This is a genomic window from Chromohalobacter canadensis (assembly GCF_029544075.1).
GTDB lineage: Bacteria > Pseudomonadota > Gammaproteobacteria > Pseudomonadales > Halomonadaceae > Chromohalobacter > Chromohalobacter canadensis_A.
In genome coordinates, this window is the sequence record NZ_JAJQJH010000004.1 from 15,498 (window position 1) to 33,225 (window position 17,728).

13 protein-coding genes are annotated in these 17,728 nt (G+C 62.4%); 6 read left to right on the plus strand and 7 right to left on the minus strand.

Annotated elements, in window-relative coordinates; genetic code table 11:
- Positions 1-10: 10 nt before the first annotated feature.
- Both LUN51_RS07620 and LUN51_RS07625 read right to left on the minus strand, forming a co-directional pair.
- Positions 11-1,654 carry an ATP-binding protein gene (locus LUN51_RS07620; RefSeq protein ID WP_277810788.1) on the minus strand — a complete coding sequence of 548 codons (1,644 nt, stop codon included), beginning with the start codon at positions 1,652-1,654 and terminating at the stop codon, positions 11-13.
- Positions 1,655-1,659: 5 nt separating this feature from the next.
- On the minus strand, positions 1,660-2,379 hold the full coding sequence (locus LUN51_RS07625) for a response regulator (protein ID WP_075369471.1): 720 nt from the start codon (positions 2,377-2,379) through the stop codon (positions 1,660-1,662).
- A 545-nt stretch (positions 2,380-2,924) separates the two neighbouring features.
- On the opposite strand from LUN51_RS07625, the gene LUN51_RS07630 reads away from it, so the two are divergent.
- From LUN51_RS07630 to gnd, 3 genes are all read left to right on the plus strand, one after another.
- Complete coding sequence (locus tag LUN51_RS07630) at positions 2,925-5,858, plus strand: ribonucleoside-diphosphate reductase subunit alpha (protein WP_277810789.1); 2,934 nt, start codon at positions 2,925-2,927, stop codon at positions 5,856-5,858.
- A 141-nt stretch (positions 5,859-5,999) separates the two neighbouring features.
- Positions 6,000-7,241 carry a ribonucleotide-diphosphate reductase subunit beta gene (locus LUN51_RS07635; RefSeq protein WP_277810790.1) on the plus strand — a complete coding sequence of 414 codons (1,242 nt, stop codon included), beginning with the start codon at positions 6,000-6,002 and terminating at the stop codon, positions 7,239-7,241.
- A gap of 126 nt (positions 7,242-7,367) precedes the next feature.
- Positions 7,368-8,348 carry a phosphogluconate dehydrogenase (NAD(+)-dependent, decarboxylating) gene (gene gnd, locus LUN51_RS07640; RefSeq protein WP_277810791.1) on the plus strand — a complete coding sequence of 327 codons (981 nt, stop codon included), beginning with the start codon at positions 7,368-7,370 and terminating at the stop codon, positions 8,346-8,348.
- Positions 8,349-8,459: 111 nt separating this feature from the next.
- Here the strand turns inward: gnd and amaA are convergent, their stop codons facing one another.
- The 4 genes from amaA to amaB form a co-directional block, all read right to left on the minus strand.
- A complete protein-coding gene (gene amaA, locus LUN51_RS07645) occupies positions 8,460-9,740 on the minus strand; it encodes an L-pipecolate oxidase (protein ID WP_277810792.1) in 1,281 nt (426 codons plus the stop codon).
- Complete coding sequence (locus LUN51_RS07650) at positions 9,737-10,048, minus strand: hypothetical protein (protein ID WP_277810793.1); 312 nt, start codon at positions 10,046-10,048, stop codon at positions 9,737-9,739. Before LUN51_RS07650 ends, amaA begins: the two co-directional genes overlap by 4 nt.
- Entirely contained in the window at positions 10,045-11,496 is a 1,452-nt protein-coding gene (locus tag LUN51_RS07655; protein WP_277810794.1) for a sodium-dependent transporter, read from the minus strand. The genes LUN51_RS07650 and LUN51_RS07655 overlap by 4 nt, the downstream gene beginning before the upstream one ends.
- A 122-nt stretch (positions 11,497-11,618) precedes the next feature.
- Positions 11,619-13,112: an L-piperidine-6-carboxylate dehydrogenase gene (gene amaB, locus LUN51_RS07660; RefSeq protein WP_277810795.1), complete on the minus strand. Its 1,494-nt coding sequence runs from the start codon at positions 13,110-13,112 to the stop codon at positions 11,619-11,621.
- A 189-nt stretch (positions 13,113-13,301) separates the two neighbouring features.
- On the opposite strand from amaB, the gene LUN51_RS07665 reads away from it, so the two are divergent.
- The 3 genes from LUN51_RS07665 (at position 13,302) to hglS (ending at position 16,966) form a co-directional block, all read left to right on the plus strand.
- On the plus strand, positions 13,302-14,213 hold the full coding sequence (locus tag LUN51_RS07665; RefSeq protein WP_277810796.1) for a LysR family transcriptional regulator: 912 nt from the start codon (positions 13,302-13,304) through the stop codon (positions 14,211-14,213).
- A 99-nt stretch (positions 14,214-14,312) separates the two neighbouring features.
- A complete protein-coding gene (locus LUN51_RS07670; protein ID WP_277810797.1) occupies positions 14,313-15,602 on the plus strand; it encodes a 2-aminoadipate transaminase in 1,290 nt (429 codons plus the stop codon).
- The gene (hglS, locus tag LUN51_RS07675; RefSeq protein WP_277810798.1) at positions 15,599-16,966 is read left to right on the plus strand and encodes a 2-oxoadipate dioxygenase/decarboxylase HglS; all 1,368 of its coding nucleotides are present in this window, start codon (positions 15,599-15,601) and stop codon (positions 16,964-16,966) included. The genes LUN51_RS07670 and hglS overlap by 4 nt, the downstream gene beginning before the upstream one ends.
- On the opposite strand, the gene LUN51_RS07680 is transcribed toward hglS, so the two are convergent.
- Entirely contained in the window at positions 16,963-17,724 is a 762-nt protein-coding gene (locus LUN51_RS07680; protein WP_277810799.1) for a M15 family metallopeptidase, read from the minus strand. The genes hglS and LUN51_RS07680 overlap by 4 nt on opposite strands.
- Positions 17,725-17,728 lie beyond the last annotated feature (4 nt).

The window sequence follows — 17,728 nt, forward strand, 5'->3', positions numbered from 1 at the left end:
CCTGCCGAGGTCAAACATCGCCTTGGCGGCGCCCCCACAGGTGGCGCGGCTCACCCTGGAGCATATCCGACGTCGGCAACAACAGGCTGAAGCGCGCCCCACCGAGGCGTTGGCTGCGTTCGACCACGACGCTGCCGCCATGCCAGGCCATGATTTTCTGTACGATGGAAAGCCCCAGGCCATAGCCGCCGGAGCGCCGCGTACGGCTATCATCGAGACGCGCGAAGGGCTTGAAGATCAACAGGCGGTCGGCTTCGGGCACCCCTGCGCCGTCGTCTTCGACATCCAACCGCACGGCCCGGGCTTCCCGCGTCACGCTCACATGGATATGCCCTTCCGCATGGCGGCAGGCATTGGCCACGAGATTGGAAAGCGCACGCTGCAGATAACGCGGATCAGCCTCGACATCGACGTCCTCGCCTTCCAAGACTTCCAAGCGCAAATGCGCGTGCAGCGGCGCCAGGGTATCGACCACGCGATGAGCCATGGCGCGACAATCGGTGGTCTCGGTGGCGAGCTGGATGCCCTGGGCGCTGTCGCTCCCCAGGCGGGCATAGGTCAGGATCTCATCGACGAGTTGATCGAGTTCCTCGATATCCCCGTCGATGTCCTGCAACTGACGCCGCACCACGGGTTCTTCGGTCATGTCTTCGACCATCTGCACCGCGAAACGAATACGTGCCACTGGCGTACGCAATTCATGGGAGACGGCGCGGATCATTTCCTGCTGTGTACGCAACAACGATTGCACCTGGGCCGCCATGCCATTAAAGGCCATCCCCAACCGCCCGAGAAAGTCGTTGCTCTCGACCTTGACGCGGGTATCCAGATGGCCCCCGGCGATGCGCGTGGCGGCACGCTCCAAGCGCTCCACGCGCCCTTCCACACCGCGCACCACGAAGTAGATGGTGCCGGCCAACACCAGCAACATGATGCCCAGCAAGACCAGCGCCAACGAAATGGGCATCGGTTCGAAGGACGGTATGGGGCCGATACTGAGCCAGCGATCCGCTCCCAGCCGTGCGTGCACATAAAGCACGCCGAGCCCCGGCTCGAGGCGCACGACGACTTCACCTCCCTCGAGGCGCGACTGCTGGATAGGATCGACACCCGAAGGTGGCGTCGGCGAGACCTCCAGCGGGATCTTGAAGACACGCTGAAGGCGCGCCAGACGCTCGGCACGCTCATCTTCCGAGACGCCGCTAAGCCACGTTCGCAGCGCCTCGGTCGCGCCGCGTAACTGCATCTCTTTGAGCCCACCGACACGCACTTCCAGCAGCCAAGGCGTATCAGGTAGACGCCGCAGCACCGACCATGCCGCGTCATGACGCTCGATCAGCGGCCGTCCTTCATTGAGCCGCGAGCGGTCGAAATAACTTAGCGATACGCCATCGATGGGGTGCAACGTCATGGGAACACCCAACGTCGACGACATCGACGCCAGCCATTCGTCACGCTCGTCGACCGGCTGCTCGGCGGCCAGATGCGCGAGCACCTGCATCGGGCCGCTGGCCAAACGCTCGCGGTAATTCTCCTGACGAACCTGGTCGACCACCAGATACCCCAGCAATGCGAGTCCGAATGTCAGCACCAACGCCAGCAACAACAAGGCGTAAACGCGCAGGAAAGTGCTGTCCGACAGGGTTCGCCGCATCAACGTTAGCTATCCTTGACGAACAGGTACCCTTTACTGCGCACGGTCTTGATTCGGTGCGGTTGGTTGGGATCGTCGCCGATCTTAGGCCGAATACGCGAGACCCGTACATCGATCGAGCGATCCTGACCGTCATACTTGATGCCCCGCAGCTGCGAAAAGATTTCCTCGCGGGTCAGTACGCGGCCGGCATTGCCGGCCAACAGCCACAACAGGTCGAATTCGGCACTGGTCAAGTCGATACGCTCATCGTTGAGCCAGGCCTCGCGCGTAGCGCTATCGATGAGCAGATCGCCGAAGTTCAGCCGGGTGGCGCCGCTGGCGGCGTCCAGAGCATCGGCCCGGCGCAGCAGGGCGCGCATGCGTGCAAGCAGTACGCGCGGCTGCACCGGCTTCGGCACATAGTCGTCGGCCCCCATTTCGAGCCCCAGCACCTGATCCATGTCGTCGGTACGCGCGGTCAGCATGAGAATGGGGCCGGCATAGTGGGCACGTACGCGGCGACAAATGGAAAGACCATCCTCGCCAGGCAACATGAGGTCGAGAATGACCATATCCGGCTGCTCGTCGAGAATACGTTCCACGGCACGTGCGCCGTCGTATTCCAGATCGACCTGGAACTCATTCGCTTCGAGGTACTCCCGCGTCAGATGCGCCAGCCGCTCGTCGTCCTCTATGATCAGGACGTGATCGTGATGTCTGCTGCTGTCCAAGCTGTCATCCATCCCTTTACATTAGTGCCATGAAGCCCTGCCTACCTTCGGCCTTATCGTGCGAGTTCCGTTCGTCTTTATTTTGTATTCTTCGCGCTATCCAGAGCGACGCCGCCTGAATAAGCGGTGCGACAAAGGGGTGCATGCCGCCACTCCCTACCATAGCGGAAAGCCAGCGATGATACCCGAATTCACTCTCGAGTAGCTGTCGAGCATCATAGAGATCGCCACGCTGATTGAAAAATCGTCGCGTGGCAGCGAGTTATAGATATCTTGACGGAGCGCAAGAACAACCCCCAAGAGAGACACAGACTATCCACAGCTTATCCACTTGCGGCCCCTGAGAAACAGCTCTATCTTGTGCTCATCATCACGACCCACCCCATATATAGGGATCACAGTATTTCGCGTGCTCGTCCCGAATGGGCCTCTTCAGGCACGAAAATGCCGAGACAGGACGGCTAATTCGGCCATCGTCGCCATAACGCTCGACTTCTCACGATGCGACATGAACGGCGGCACCTTTTCCCTTGGACCCGTAACGACAGGAAGGCGTCATGGATACCACTCTTTCTTCCCCTGACAAGGCGTCAGTAGACATCACCGCACCGCAGCGACTGCGTGTCATCAAGCGAGGCGGTGATGTCGCGGCCTTTGATGGCAGCAAGATCTCGGTGGCGATCACCAAGGCGTTCATCGCCACCGAAGGCGACAATGCCGCAGCATCGTCACGCATCCGTGACTTCGTACACGAGGCGACCCAGAGCATCGTCGATACCTTCCTGCGTCGCATGCCCGATGGCGGCACCCTGCACATCGAAGACATCCAGGACCAAGTCGAGCTGGCCCTGATGCGCGCCGGTGAGCAGAAGGTCGCCCGCGCCTATGTGCTGTACCGCGAAGAACATGCTCGCGCCCGTCAGCCCCAGAACGGCGATATCGCCAAACCGCACCCCAGCCTCAACGTCACGCAGGCCGACGGCACCGTGCGTCCGCTGGACCTGGGCCGGGTCGAGACGCTGGTGTTTGACGCCTGCGAAGGGCTCACCAACGTCGAGCCACAGAAGATCGTCGACGCGTCGCTGAAGAATCTCTATGACGGCGTTTCCATCGATGGCGTGTCGCAAGCGCTGACGATGACCGCGCGTACTCTGGTCGAAAAAGAACCCAACTATACCTACGCCACCGCGCGACTCTTGCAGGACAACCTGCGGCGCGAGGCACTCTCCTTCCTGGATATCGCCGACGAAGCGACTTACCAGGAGATGGCCGAGCTCTACGCACCGGCCTTCAAGGCCTACATCGCCAGGGGCATCGCGTTCGACCAGCTCGATCCGCAGCTTGCCGAGTTCGATCTCGAGCGCCTCGGTGCGGCGCTGGATCACACCCGCGATGCCCAGTTCACCTATCTCGGCCTGCAGACGCTTTACGACCGCTACTTCCTGCACCATGACGACATCCGCTACGAACTCCCGCAGGTGATGTTCATGCGTGTCGCCATGGGCCTGGCGCTCAACGAGGATGATCGCGAAGCGCGGGCCATCGAATTCTACGAGTTACTCTCGAGCTTCGACTACATGGCCTCCACGCCGACGCTATTCAACGCTGGCACCGTCAAGAGCCAGCTCTCTTCGTGTTACCTCACCACCGTGCCCGATCAGCTCGATGGCATCTACGGCGCGATTCGCGACAACGCCATGCTCTCCAAGTGGGCCGGCGGCCTGGGCAACGACTGGACCCCGGTACGCGCGCTGGGCTCCTACATCAAGGGCACCAACGGCAAGTCGCAGGGCGTGGTGCCGTTCCTCAAGGTGGTCAACGATACCGCCGTGGCCGTCAATCAGGGCGGCAAGCGCAAGGGCGCGGTCTGCGCCTATCTCGAGACCTGGCACCTCGACGTCGAGGAATTCCTCGAACTGCGCAAGAATACCGGCGACGACCGCCGCCGTACCCATGACATGAACACCGCCAACTGGGTGCCGGACCTGTTCATGAAGCGGGTCTTCGACGACGAAGAATGGACACTGTTCTCGCCGTCCACCTGCCCTGACCTGCACGACCTGTACGGCGCCGCCTTCGAGAAGCGCTACACCGAGTACGAGGAAATGACCCGCAACGGACAGCTCAACCTGTTCAAGCGCGTCAAGGCCAAGGACTTGTGGCGCAAAATGCTGTCCATGCTGTTCGAAACCGGCCATCCGTGGATCACCTTCAAGGACCCGTGCAACCTGCGCAGCCCGCAGAACCATGCCGGCGTGGTGCATAGCTCCAACCTGTGCACGGAGATCACCCTCAATACCTCGGCGGACGAAATCGCCGTGTGCAACCTGGGCTCGATCAACCTGGCGCAGCACATCGTCGACGGTGAGCTCGATGGCGACAAGCTGAAGAAGACCGTCAAAACGGCCGTGCGCATGCTCGATAACGTCATCGACATCAACTACTACGCCGTGCCGCAGGCCGAGCGCTCCAACTTCAAGCACCGCCCGGTGGGGCTGGGCTTGATGGGCTTTCAGGACGCACTCTACAAGCGTGGGATCGCTTATGCTTCTCAGGAGGCCGTTGAATTCTCCGACACCTCGATGGAGCTGATCAGCTATCACGCCATCGAAGCCTCCAGCGATCTGGCCGCCGAGCGCGGACGCTACCAAAGCTTCGAGGGATCGCTATGGAGCAAGGGCGTGCTGCCCATCGACTCCATCGCGAACCTGGCCGAGGAGCGCGGCGCCGACTATATCGAGGTGGATACCTCTACCACACAAGATTGGTCGCGTCTGCGTGACAAGGTCACCAGTCAGGGCATGCGCAACTCCAACGTCATGGCGATCGCGCCGACCGCGACGATCTCCAACATCTGTGGCGTGACGCAATCCATCGAGCCGACCTACCAGAACCTGTTCGTCAAATCGAACCTCTCCGGCGAGTTCACCGTGGTCAACGCCTACATGGTCAACGACCTCAAGGAGCGCGGCTTGTGGGATGAGGTCATGATCAACGACCTCAAGTACTACGACGGGAGCGTACAACCCATCGACCGCGTGCCGGACGATCTCAAGGCCCGCTATGCCAGCGCCTTCGAGGTCGAGCCCAAGTGGTTGGTCGAAGCCGCCGCGCGGCGTCAGAAGTGGATCGATCAGGCGCAGTCGCTGAACCTCTACATCGCCGGCGTCTCGGGCAAGAAGCTCGACGTCACCTATCGCATGGCCTGGTTCCGTGGCCTCAAGACCACCTATTACCTGCGCGCGCTGGGCGCCACCTCGGTGGAAAAATCTACCGTCGATCGTGGCAATCTCAATGCCGTCGGCAACGCCGATAGCGGTGCGGCGCCGTCGACTCAGCCCGCTGCCAGCGGCGCACCCAGCCCAGCGGCCAGTGGCCCCTCCGGCGAGGCGCGCGGCATCGACGACTTCCTGAACGGTAAGAGTGGCAGCGGCTCGCGAGCGCCATCGGCAGGCGATATCGACGAGCTCGGCTGCGAGGCTTGCCAATAGACGCTTAGCGCCAGCGACGGGCTTCGAGTCGCGAGCCACGAATCGCTCGAAGCTCGAAGCTCGAAGCTCGAAGCTCGAAGCTCACCACAGTCTAGCCATTGGCGTCACGCATAACGCCACTAGCAAGGAACGAGGAAGAACATGCTGAACTGGGACGAATTCCACGAAGACGAGACCGCCGCCGAGCCTCAAAAGCCCGCGCCGGCTACCAAGCCGACAGCGCAACCCGCGGCACCGGAACCCGAGCAGGTGCGCGAAAGCGCGTCACGCTACCAGGTAGCCGATGAAGACCGGCTGGCGCGCGCCCGTAAGTCCTTGGACGAGCTCGATGTCGCCGCCGGCCTGGAAGAGCTGGAAATGGGCGCGGCGCGTATCGAGGTCGACGACAAGAAGATGATCAATGCCCGCGCCGACCTCAACCAGTTGGTGCCCTTCAAGTATGAGTGGGCGTGGCAGAAGTACCTGGACGGCAGCGCCAATCACTGGATGCCTCAGGAAGTGAACATGAACGCCGACATTGCGCTGTGGAAAAGCAATGACGGCCTGACCGAGGACGAGCGTCGCATCGTCGAGCGCAGTCTGGGCTATTTCTCCACCGCCGACTCGTTGGTCGCCAACAACCTGGTGCTGGCGCTATACCGCCTGATCACCAATCCCGAGTGCCGCCAGTACCTGCTGCGCCAGGCCTTCGAAGAAGCCATTCACACCCACGCTTACCAGTACTGCGTGGAATCGCTGGGCATGGACGAAGGCGAAGTCTTCAACATGTACCGCGAGGTGCCCTCGGTCGCCGCCAAGTCGGCGTGGAGCCTCAAGCACACCCAGTCGCTGGCGCGTCCGGACTTCCACACCGGCACGCCGGAAACCGACCAGGAACTGCTGCGCAATCTGATCGCCTTCTACTGCGTGACCGAAGGCATCTTCTTCTATTGCGGCTTCAGCCAGATTCTCTCCATGGGCCGGCGCAACAAGATGACCGGCGTCGCCGAGCAGTTCCAGTACATCCTGCGCGACGAGTCGATGCACCTGAACTTCGGCGTCGACATGATCAACCAGATCAAGATCGAGAACCCACACCTGTGGACGGCGGAATTCCAGGACGAGGTTACTCAGATGATCATCGAAGGCACCGAGCTGGAAATCGCCTATGCGCGCGACTCCATGCCGCGCGGCGTACTCGGCATGAACGCCGCGATCATGGAGGAATACCTGCATTTCATCTGCAACCGCCGCCTGGCCCAGATCGGCTTGAAGGAGCAGTATCCCGGTGCCGACAATCCCTTCCCGTGGATGAGCGAGATCATCGACCTGCGCAAGGAGAAGAACTTCTTCGAGACGCGCGTCACGGAATACCAGGTCGGCGGCGCGCTGAGCTGGGATTGACACGTCACATATGACGTTTCGAGGTGGGCCGTGTCATGCGACATGGCCCGCTTTGCGTCATGCACTCGGTATCGGTAGGCTTGCCGCCGTTCCCACTCCCTACCCGACATCGCGAAAGGTACGAACATGCAACTCGGTATCATCGGACTCGGCCGCATGGGCGGCAATATCGCCCGACGCTTGATGCGTGGCGGCCATGAGGTCGTCGCCCATGACCGCGATCAATCCATCGCCTCGGCGTTGATCGAGGACGGCGCCACCCAGGCGGATTCCCTGGCCGCGCTGGTGGATCAACTGGAAACGCCACGCGTGGTATGGGTCATGCTGCCTGCCGGCGCGCCCACTGAAGACACCATCAATGCCCTCGCCGAGCAGATGGACGCCGGCGACATCATCATCGACGGCGGCAATACCTTCTACAAGGACGACATCCGACGCGCCAAGGCGCTGGCACTCACGGGCATCCATTATGTGGACGTGGGCACTTCGGGAGGCGTCTGGGGCTTGGAGCGTGGCTATTGCATGATGGTGGGCGCCGAGCGCGATGTCTTCGAGCATCTCGATCCGCTATTCGACACGCTGGCCCCGGGACATGGCGATCTAGAGCGCACACATGGCCGCAACGCCCCCCATGACAGCGCCGAGCGTGGCTATATCCATGCCGGCCCGGTGGGCGCCGGTCATTACGTGAAGATGGTGCATAACGGGATCGAGTACGGCCTTATGCAGGCGTACGCCGAGGGTTTCGAGCTGATGCAGAGCAAGTCATCGCCGGACCTGCCGGACGACGAGCGCTTCGACCTTAACCTCGCCGACGTGGCCGAAGTCTGGCGTCGCGGCAGCGTGGTCTCGTCTTGGTTGCTCGACCTCACGGCCCAGGCACTGGCCGGCGACCCCAAGCTCGACCATTACACCGGCGCTGTCGCCGACAGCGGCGAAGGCCGCTGGACCATCGACGCCGCTGTCGAGCAAGGCGTCTCCACCCCGGTCTTGGCCAACGCGCTGTTCGCACGTTTCAACTCGCGCAAGGACAACACCTACGCCAATCGTTTGCTCTCGGCGATGCGCTTCGGCTTCGGTGGCCATGTCGAACCACCCTCGCAGTAGCGTCGGTACGCGCTGACCGGCCCGCCGCATCAGGCTTCCCGCCCCAGCGACCTCTGCTAGCGCTCCTCAAGCGTATCAGGGCCGCTGGGGCCGAACAGCGCCGCCTGCGCCTCATATCAATACGCGTAAACACTGCCCTGCGTGGTATAGCGTGAAACCTCCTTCGTAACCGGAGCTCCACAATGGCTTGGCGCGTATCGGTTGATGGGAGCAGATCGGCAGTGGCAACAAGCTATCATCACCAGTGTTTAAGTAATGGGCAAAGCCCTTCCCTACAACCGTGCCAGTGGTGATACCACGGCCGTTATAACCCGCAACACCTAAAATGCCTGGCGCCGGCTCGAAGAGGCGTAGAGTGTGATCTGGAGTGAAGCCGACCTGCCCCGTCCAGGTACATTCCCAATCAACCCGCCCCAGTTGCGGGAAATAATGGCGCTGGATTCTATCGGCCCAGCAGCGCAAGAAAGACGCCGGCTTGCTGTCGCCACACCCTAGGCTGCCCAAAATCAAGCGCCCCTCGACATCGCGCCTCAGGCTACTGAGTACTGTGCGGGTATCCCATGCTCCCTGGCGTTCGGGCAGAATGTCACTCGCAAGCTCGTCAGATAGCGGCGGGGAAGCAATCTGATAGAAATGTCCACGGAAGAAGTGCTCGCGCACTTGGTTCCAATGATCTTCAGTGTAGGCGTTTGTAGCAATCACCAAACGCGGCGCCTTGACGCTACCCAATGGAGTGTCGACTCGCCAACTGTCGCCTTCACGTTGAATACTCTCGGCGGCACTGTGAGTGTGCAGGTTGGCGCCTGCGTCATGAGCCGCCCGGGCGAGCCCCCGGGTATAGGCAGTCGGATTCAGTGTGCCAGCCCGCCGGTCGAGCAAAGCACGGCGGATCCGGGGCGTGCCGATACGCCGTTGACACGCCTCTCCCTCAAGTAGCTCGACCGGCGCACCACAACGCGAAAACTGTTCGAAGCGGCGAGCCAGTTCCTCAGCGCCCTTACCGTTGTGTGCAAGGTGCAAGGTACCGGTCCGAGTATCCTGGCAGTCGATGCTGTGCCGGTCGATAAGTGTAAAGACTTCGGAGGGAGCACGACCGAGTACTTCGTTGGCACGTTCGCCGTTTTCCGGGCCCAAGGCCTCGAGAATATCGTCCGGTGGTATCCACATCCCTGCATTGACCAAGCCGACACTGCGCCCAGAGCCACCGCTGGGAATGTCCCCCGCCTCCAACAACGTCACCGAAACGCCAGCCTCGGCGAGATGCAGGGCAGTACTGAGCCCGGTGATGCCGCCGCCGATGACGGCGACATCGGCGGCGGCATTGCCTTCCCAGCGTGGGTAGTCCCGTTGTCGTTCGGGGGATGTGGAGGTCCAGATACAAGCCGATTTCATGATGCCCCCCTAGCGTCGTCGTCGGCATGCGACCACTCGTAGAAGCGTTGCGGGTTGCGTTGCAGAGACTGTCGCTGCGCTTGTTGCCACTCCCGAACTTCAGGCGCGTGTTCGCTATCGGAATGCTGCGCCAGCCACTGCTCGAGATCCCGAAAGGCGCGTGGCGAGTAGGGTTCGAAATCATCCTGTGACTGGAGCAAAGCCAGTTTGCGCTCCTCTTGGCGCATCGAGACGATCAGGGCATAGCTAGCCACGCCCCACAAGGCGATGATGGACACGATCATGACAATGATGGCGGACAGGCTCATGATGACGGACCTCCTTTGGACGTGGCGGTATAAGGCATGTCATGGCGACGACCCATGACCCACATGCACAGAGGAATCATCAGAGTCAGTATTGCCAGACCGCTGACCGTCTTCCAGGGCGTTTGACCGAGATTGGTGTAGAGAAAGTAAGCCATGATGCCGAGCATGATGGCGGGGATCTGGTAGCGCACAACGAGTTCCCAGACACGCGGCACGTAGATATCGGCGCCTCGATTGAGGCTCACCACGCGCAGCCGCTGGGCATCGAATTTCCAGCCGATGGTGATCATGATGATGAAGGTCGACAACGGTAGGCCCCAGTTACCGATCACAAAGTCCAGATAGCCGAGGATATTGGCGTTCATGGCACTCGGGATGCCCAGCAGCCAGATGATGCCGCAGATAGTCAGTACAGCCTTGGTGCGATTGGTGTTGCGTTCCTCTCGATAGGTGGTCACACCGACTTCGGTAATGGCAATTGCGGTGGTCAAGTTGGCGAAAAAGAAGCCCATGAAGAACAGTAGCGCCCAGAGATACCCCCCCGTCATGCTGCCAAAGGCATTGGCCAAGGCCACGAAGGCTAGCTCGGCACCGGAGCTGGGCGAGATATCGAAGGCGAAGACGATGGGAAAGACGGCGAAGATGGCGAGTAGCCCGAAGCTGGTGTTGCCGATCGCCGTGAAGACGCCGCCGCCCAAGGGAATATCGTCATTGCGGCCAAGGTAGCTGCCATAGGTCAAAGCGATGCCCCAGCCGAGGCCAGTGGAGAACAGCGCCTGACCGAGTGCCGCCAGCCAGGTTTCCCCGCGCGCCAGATAGGCCCAGTTAGGCGAAAAGCTGAACTCCAGGCCGGCCATGGCGCCCGGCAGCGTCACACCCCGGATGGCGATGGCGATCAAGGCGATGGTCAAGATCGGCATCATCCACTTGGCCAGGCGCTCGATGCCACCCTTGATGCCGAACAGCAGGATGCCGGTGACCAGCAGCATGGCGACGCTGTGCATGCCGACATTCAGAGCGGTGTTACCACTGAACGCCTGCCACAGGGCGGCGGTGTCGAAGTCGGCCTGGGTAAAGGTGCCGATCACGGCATGGAAGGCGTAGTAGATCGACCAGCCGACGATCGACGAGTAATAGGACATCAGCACGATGTTGAAGATCAGGATCACCAGTCCCAGGCCGACGAGTCGATTGTTGCCATAGAGCTTACGGAAGGTGCCGATCAACCCCTGCCGGGTATAGCGCCCGAGACTGGTCTCGCCCATCAGGCCGGGCACCGCGATCAAATAGAGCAGCAAGAAATAGGCGATCAAGAAGGCGCCTCCGCCGTTCTCTCCCGTCACGTAGGGCATACGCCAGATATTGCCAGCACCGACCATGGCGCCGACGACGGCCATCAGGTAGCCAAAACGACTACCCCATTGTTCTCGAGAAATTGTTGTTGTCATCTTTGGACTCCATGACACGTTCTGCCTGGATGGTCGGGCGTTCCGAAACCCCGATCGTGTTCATCGAAGCTGCGAGCCCCTGTGCAACGAGCGCCGCCCCGTGATCGGGGCGGCGCTCGTGATCAGTCGAACTTGATCCCTTGGGCCAGTGGTAGCTCACGGGAATAATTGACGGTGTTGGTCTGGCGACGCATGTAGCTCTTCCAGATATCGGACCCGGACTCGCGGCCACCACCGGTTTCTTTCTCACCTCCGAAGGCGCCCCCAATCTCTGCCCCACTTGGCCCGATGTTGACGTTGGCGATGCCGCAGTCGCTGCCGACATCCGAAATGAAGGACTCGGATTCGCGCACGTCGCTGGTAAAGATGCATGACGACAGCCCTTGGGGAACGTCGTTGTGCAAGGTCATGGCCTCATCGAAGTCGCGGTAGCTCATCACATACAGAATCGGGGCGAAGGTCTCGTTCTTGACCAGCTCGTCCTGCTTGTCGACCTCGACGATGGCCGGGGTCACGTAGTAAGCATCGGGATACTGGTCGGCGAGTTGACGTTCGCCACCGACGACCCTCGCACCCTGCCGGCGCGCCTGGTCGAGCACGGACTGCATCTGTTCAAAGGCTTGGGCATCGATCAACGGACCGACCAAACTGCCATCCATGGGATCGCCTATGGTCACGCCGGCATAGGCTTTCTTCACGCGCGCGACGACTTCGTCGCGGATCGACTCATGGACGATCAGGCGACGCAGGGACGTGCAACGCTGCCCGGCCGTGCCCACGGCGGAGAACAGGATGGCGCGTACCGCCATGTCGAGATCGGCGCTGGGCGCCAAGATCATGCCATTGTTGCCGCCGAGTTCGAGGATGCTGCGACCAAAGCGGGCGGCTACCCGAGGCGCGACCTCGCGACCCATGCGGGTGCTGCCGGTGGCGCTGATCAGCGGCACGCGGGGATCGTCGGCCAGGCGCTCGCCGGCCTCGCGATCCCCCAGAACCACCTGGCTGAGGCCTTCGGGTGCCTCGTCGCCGAATTCGGCCATGGCGCGCTCCAGCAGCGCCTGGCAGGCCAGGGCAGTGAGCGGCGTCTTCTCTGAGGGCTTCCACAGCAGGCTGTTGCCGCACACCAGGGCCAGGGCAGCATTCCAGGCCCAAGGCGCCACCGGGAAGTTGAAGGCAGTAATCAGGCCGATCGGCCCCAGCGGATGCCAGCTTTCGCGCATGTGGTGGCCGGGACGCTCGGAGGCGATGGTCAGGCCGTAAAGCTGACGCGATTGGCCAACAGCCAGATCACAGATGTCGATCATCTCCTGCACTTCGCCGAGGCCTTCCTGGTAGATCTTGCCGCATTCCAGAGTGACCAGAGCACCAAGATCCTCCTTGTGGCGGCGCAGTTGCTCGCCAAACAGCCGAACCAGCTCACCGCGACGGGGAGCGGGCACCTGGCGCCACTGCTCGAAGGCGCTCTGGGCGCGTGCCACGCGGGCCTCGACGGCATCGGCGCCCTCGAGGCGGATCCGCCCGAGCTCGCCTCCATCGGTAGGTGAGATGACCGCAAAGTCTCCCTGACGGTAGACATCCTGGGAAACGCCTAGGCGCTGCATGAGGGATTCGATCATTCTTCCTCCTACTGTTAATTCTTGGGTTCGAAAATCGAAACCAGTATTGGCGTGGTAGTTGACGCCCTTCAAACGACGTTTTATATGGAGGTTATTCCTTTTTTTCAGGATATAGCCTTCGAGATGAAAAGAAGGTCCACGACGCGGAGCCGCCCATGACAAGGAGCGGTCCATAAAAAGGAGAGACGCATGAGTCATCGACACCTGCCCAGCCTGACCGCCATGCAGTGCTTTGAGGCCTCGGTGCGGCACATGAGTTTCACTCGTGCCGGCGACGAGCTGAACCTAACCCAGAGTGCCGTCAGCAAGCAGGTGGCCCAGCTCGAGGCGGTGCTCGAGCATCCACTGTTCCGTCGAGTGCGCAAGCGACTTCAGGTTACGCCGGAGGGCTCGCTCTACCTCACCGAGGTGCGCAAGATTCTGGCCCAGGTGGAAATGTCCACGCGTTACATGCAGTCCTACGGCGGCCAGAGTGTGGTGCTCAATGTCACCACCCTGCCAACCTTCGGGGCACGTTGGTTGATTCCGCGGCTCAATGGGTTCCGCTTCCGGCACCCGCGGGTCTATCTGAACATCGCCAACCGCTCGGAGCCCTTCGACCTGGAGGAGGAGCGCGTCGATGTCGCCTTCTTCTTCGGTCATGGCGCCTGGCCCCGGGCCGAGTGCATAAAACTGCTCGACGAGGAGATGGTGCCGGTCTGCGCGCCCGCGGTGCTGCCAGTCGACGGCATTCAAGAGCCGCTGGAACTAACAAAGCTGGTGCTATTGCAGAGCTCGACGCGGCCCGAGGCCTGGCACGACTGGTTCGAAGCCCAAGGCTGTTACACCGAGCACAGCTACCACGGGCCACGTTTCGATACCTTCTACATGGCCTTACGCGCAGCCCGTGCCGGATGTGGCGTAGCCCTGGCACCGCGCTTTCTGGCCGAGGAGGAACTACAGGCCGGTCTACTGACGATTCCCTGGACGTTCGGTCTGACCAGTCGCGATGCCTATTACCTGGCCTATCCCGAGCACAAGGGAGAGGACACCAAAGTTCGAGGCTTCATCGACTGGATACTCGAGCATCGGGAGGCACCTGGCGACGGGTTTGCAACCTAATACATGAATTAATGGAATGGATAACACGCTTTTTTTCGTTTGAAGCCATAAATACGGCTCTGTTCTCATCGTGGCCATATGCTTCCCTAGGATGACGACATGGACCTTCCGCACATCAGTGACGCGCTCGGCATCGTGCACCCCATCTGCATCGAGCGGGGCCGCAACGCCGAGGTCTGGGACGAACAGGGCAAGCATTACGTCGATTTCGTCGGCGGTATCGGCGTGCTCAACCTGGGGCATGGTCATCCTGCCGTGGTCGAGGCGGTCAGGGCGCAGGTCGGAACCCTGATGCATTCCGCCTTCAATGCCCTGCCGCATCGTGGCTATCTCGAGGTAGCCAGGGCTCTGGATGCCTTCGTGCCGGTGTCATATCCGCTGTCCTGCATGCTCACCAACAGCGGGGCCGAGGCCACCGAGAACGCCCTCAAGATCGCTCGCGCCGCCACCGGACGCCAGGGCGTGATCGCCTTCGACGACGGCTTCCATGGCCGCACGCTGGCGGCGCTGAACCTCAACGGCAAGGTCAAGCCCTACAAGAATCGTCTCGGTGCATTGCCCGGGGCGGTGCATCATCTGCCCTTCCCGAGCCGCGACGGTGGCGTCGATGCCGACACCGCCATGGCCGCCCTGGAACGGCTGTTCGAGGTCGAGGTACCCGCCGACGAGATCGCCTGCATCATCGTCGAGCCAGTCCAGGGCGAGGGCGGCTTTCGCCTGCTGTGTGCCGATTTCGCCGCGCGCCTGAGGGCGCTGTGCGAGACTCACGGCATCGTGTTGATCTTCGACGAGATCCAGTCCGGCTTCGGGCGCACCGGCAAGCGTTTCGCCTTCTCCCACCTGGATGTCGAACCCGACCTGCTGCTGATGGGCAAGAGTATGGCCGCCGGTCTGCCGCTGGCCGCGGTGGCCGGTAAGGCGGAGCTCATGAACGCTCCGCCGAAGGGCGGCCTGGGCGGTACTTATTCAGGCAATGCCGTCGCCTGCGCCGCGGCCCGGACGGTGATGGAAGTGATGAGTGAGGAGCGCCTGACCGACTGGAGCGAGCGCCAGGAGGCGAGGTTTATGGAGGCGTATCGCGACTGGCGGTCTTCCGGCCGCTACCCGATGCTCGGCGAGATGACCGGCGTGGGCGCCATGCGCGGCATCGTCTTCGAGGATACGCCCGGGGCCACCGGCGCCGAGCATCTGGCGGCCCTGCTCGACGCCGCTCGCGAGGAGGGCGTGCTGTTGATGCCCAGCGGGCGGCGGCGCAACGTGCTGCGCCTGCTGCCTCCTCTGACCACCGAGCCCGAGGTGCTAGGCGAAGGGCTGGCGAGGCTCGAAAGCGCCCTTCGCCGCGTATCAATCGAACCTACGACGACCGACACCGAGAGGCACACCCGATGACAACCCTTGTTTCACATCACGAGATTCGTGACCGTTTTTCCAAGGCTATGTCGGCCATGTACCAGACCGAAGTGCCCCAGTACGGGGCCCTACTCGAGCTGGTAACGGAGGTGAATCGCGAGACCCTCGAGCGCGACCCCGAGCTGGCCGCGCGGCTCGAGGCCCACGATGAGTTGAAGCGCCTCAGTGTCGAGCGGCATGGCGCCATTCGCGTCGGCAGTGCCGAGGAACTCGCCATGCTGCGCCGGTTGTTCGCGGTGATGGGCATGTACCCGGTCGGCTACTACGACCTCTCCGAAGCTGGCGTGCCGGTACATTCCACCGCCTTCCGTCCCATCGACGACGCGGCCCTGGCGCGCAATCCCTTCCGTGTCTTCACCTCCTTGCTGCGCCTGGAACTGATCGAGAGCGCCGAGCTGCGCGAGCGCGCCGCCAGTATCCTCGCCGCGCGCGATATCTTCACGCCCGGCGCCCGGGAACTGATCGAACTCAGCGAGCGACAGGGCGGACTGACCGACGAACAGGCCGGCCGCTTCGTGACCGAGGCGCTGGAGACCTTTCGCTGGCACCAGGACGCCACCGTGGACCTGGACACCTACGAGGCGCTACACACCGAGCACCGGCTGATTGCCGACGTGGTCTGCTTCCGTGGGCCGCACATCAATCACCTGACGCCGCGTACCCTGGACATCGACGAGGCGCAGCGTCGCATGCCGGCGGCGGGGATGAACCCCAAGGAGGTCATCGAAGGCCCGCCGCGTCACGACTGCCCGATCCTGCTGCGCCAGACCAGCTTCAAGGCGCTGGAAGAGCCGACTCGCTTCGCCGGTGAACGCCAGGGCACCCACACTGCGCGCTTCGGCGAGATCGAACAGCGCGGCGTGGCGCTGACCGCCGAGGGACGCGCCCTTTACGATCGGCTGCTCACCGAATCGCGCCAGCGCACTGCCGGACTGGCCAATGACGAACACCAACGCGTTCTGGCCGAGGTGTTCGCTGACTTCCCGGATACCGAGACCGAGCTGCGACGTCAGGGCCTGGCCTTCTTCGAGTATCGACTGACCGAGGCGGGCCGCGAGGCCGGCTCGGTCGCCGAGACCAATCTGGAAGCGTTGATCGAGCAGGGCCTGGTCGCCGCCCGGCCGATCACCTACGAGGATTTCTTGCCGGTCAGCGCTGCCGGCATCTTTCAATCGAACCTTGGCGGCGACGGCAACGATGCCTATGCCGGCCACGCCAATCGCGAAGCCTTCGAGGAGGCACTGGGCGCGCCGGTTACCGACGAGCTGACGCTCTATGCCGAACGCGAGCGGAGTTCTCTGGATGCCGCTCTGACGTCTCTGGGCATCCCGCCAGTCCGCTAGGCGTCCTGCCCGAGCGAACGCCGCCAGCGAGCCTCCAGGCTATCGGGGCCGCTGGGGCCGAACAGCGCGCGGGATTCGCCGCGGTACCAGGCCCACATCTGGTCGCCGTAGCTGTAGTGCCACCACTCGCTGGGCAGGTTGGCGAAGCCGGCATCGACCATGGCGTGATAGAGAATCCGCCGCCGATCACGATAGGTGCGTGTGTCGGCGTCAACGGCGTGATGCTCGAAATGCACGGTATGCGATGCCGCCCGCGCCTCGTCGAAGGCAGACCCCATGTCCAGCAGCAGCCCATCAGCATCGCACAGCGCCACGTCCACCGCGCCGCCGGTGAGATGCGGACTCGGCCGATCCCGCCGCTCGCTGGGCGGCGATACGAACGCCCGGGTCATGGCTCGCCGATCCGACTCGTCGAGATCCGCATAGCGTGTTTCCACCATTTCCAGCAGGGTGTCGTAGAGGTGGCGCTGCACGACGTAAGGTCGCCAGGCATCCAGCACTACCAGCCCCAGGCCGTCCGGCAAGTGCCGCGCCACGTCGAGAAGCCGCCGATAGACGGCCTCCCGCGCCCAGCACTCGGGCACCGCCCCGGGGACCCCCAGGGCATGATAGAGGGGCAAGGTGCGCAGCATCGGCGCGGCGAGGCTGACCGAGTGCAACGCCCCGCCCTCGTCAACGATGGGAATGGCTGCGATCGCCTCCCACGGCGGCTCGGCGATGGGGTCAATGGGACGGAGCGTCGAATCAGTCACGTTCACGCGG

Bases quoted from the DNA above. Each gene is read 5' to 3' on its own strand.
- LUN51_RS07670 (WP_277810797.1), top strand. From the start codon at position 14,313: ATGGACCTTCCGCACATCAGTGACGCGCTCGGCATCGTGCACCCCATC.
- LUN51_RS07650 (WP_277810793.1), bottom strand. From the start codon at position 10,048: ATGAGCCTGTCCGCCATCATTGTCATGATCGTGTCCATCATCGCCTTG.
- LUN51_RS07625 (WP_075369471.1), bottom strand. From the start codon at position 2,379: ATGGATGACAGCTTGGACAGCAGCAGACATCACGATCACGTCCTGATC.
- LUN51_RS07620 (WP_277810788.1), bottom strand. From the start codon at position 1,654: ATGCGGCGAACCCTGTCGGACAGCACTTTCCTGCGCGTTTACGCCTTG.
- gnd (WP_277810791.1), top strand. From the start codon at position 7,368: ATGCAACTCGGTATCATCGGACTCGGCCGCATGGGCGGCAATATCGCC.
- LUN51_RS07630 (WP_277810789.1), top strand. From the start codon at position 2,925: ATGGATACCACTCTTTCTTCCCCTGACAAGGCGTCAGTAGACATCACC.
- hglS (WP_277810798.1), top strand. From the start codon at position 15,599: ATGACAACCCTTGTTTCACATCACGAGATTCGTGACCGTTTTTCCAAG.
- amaB (WP_277810795.1), bottom strand. From the start codon at position 13,112: ATGATCGAATCCCTCATGCAGCGCCTAGGCGTTTCCCAGGATGTCTAC.
- LUN51_RS07655 (WP_277810794.1), bottom strand. From the start codon at position 11,496: ATGACAACAACAATTTCTCGAGAACAATGGGGTAGTCGTTTTGGCTAC.
- LUN51_RS07665 (WP_277810796.1), top strand. From the start codon at position 13,302: ATGAGTCATCGACACCTGCCCAGCCTGACCGCCATGCAGTGCTTTGAG.
- amaA (WP_277810792.1), bottom strand. From the start codon at position 9,740: ATGAAATCGGCTTGTATCTGGACCTCCACATCCCCCGAACGACAACGG.
- LUN51_RS07635 (WP_277810790.1), top strand. From the start codon at position 6,000: ATGCTGAACTGGGACGAATTCCACGAAGACGAGACCGCCGCCGAGCCT.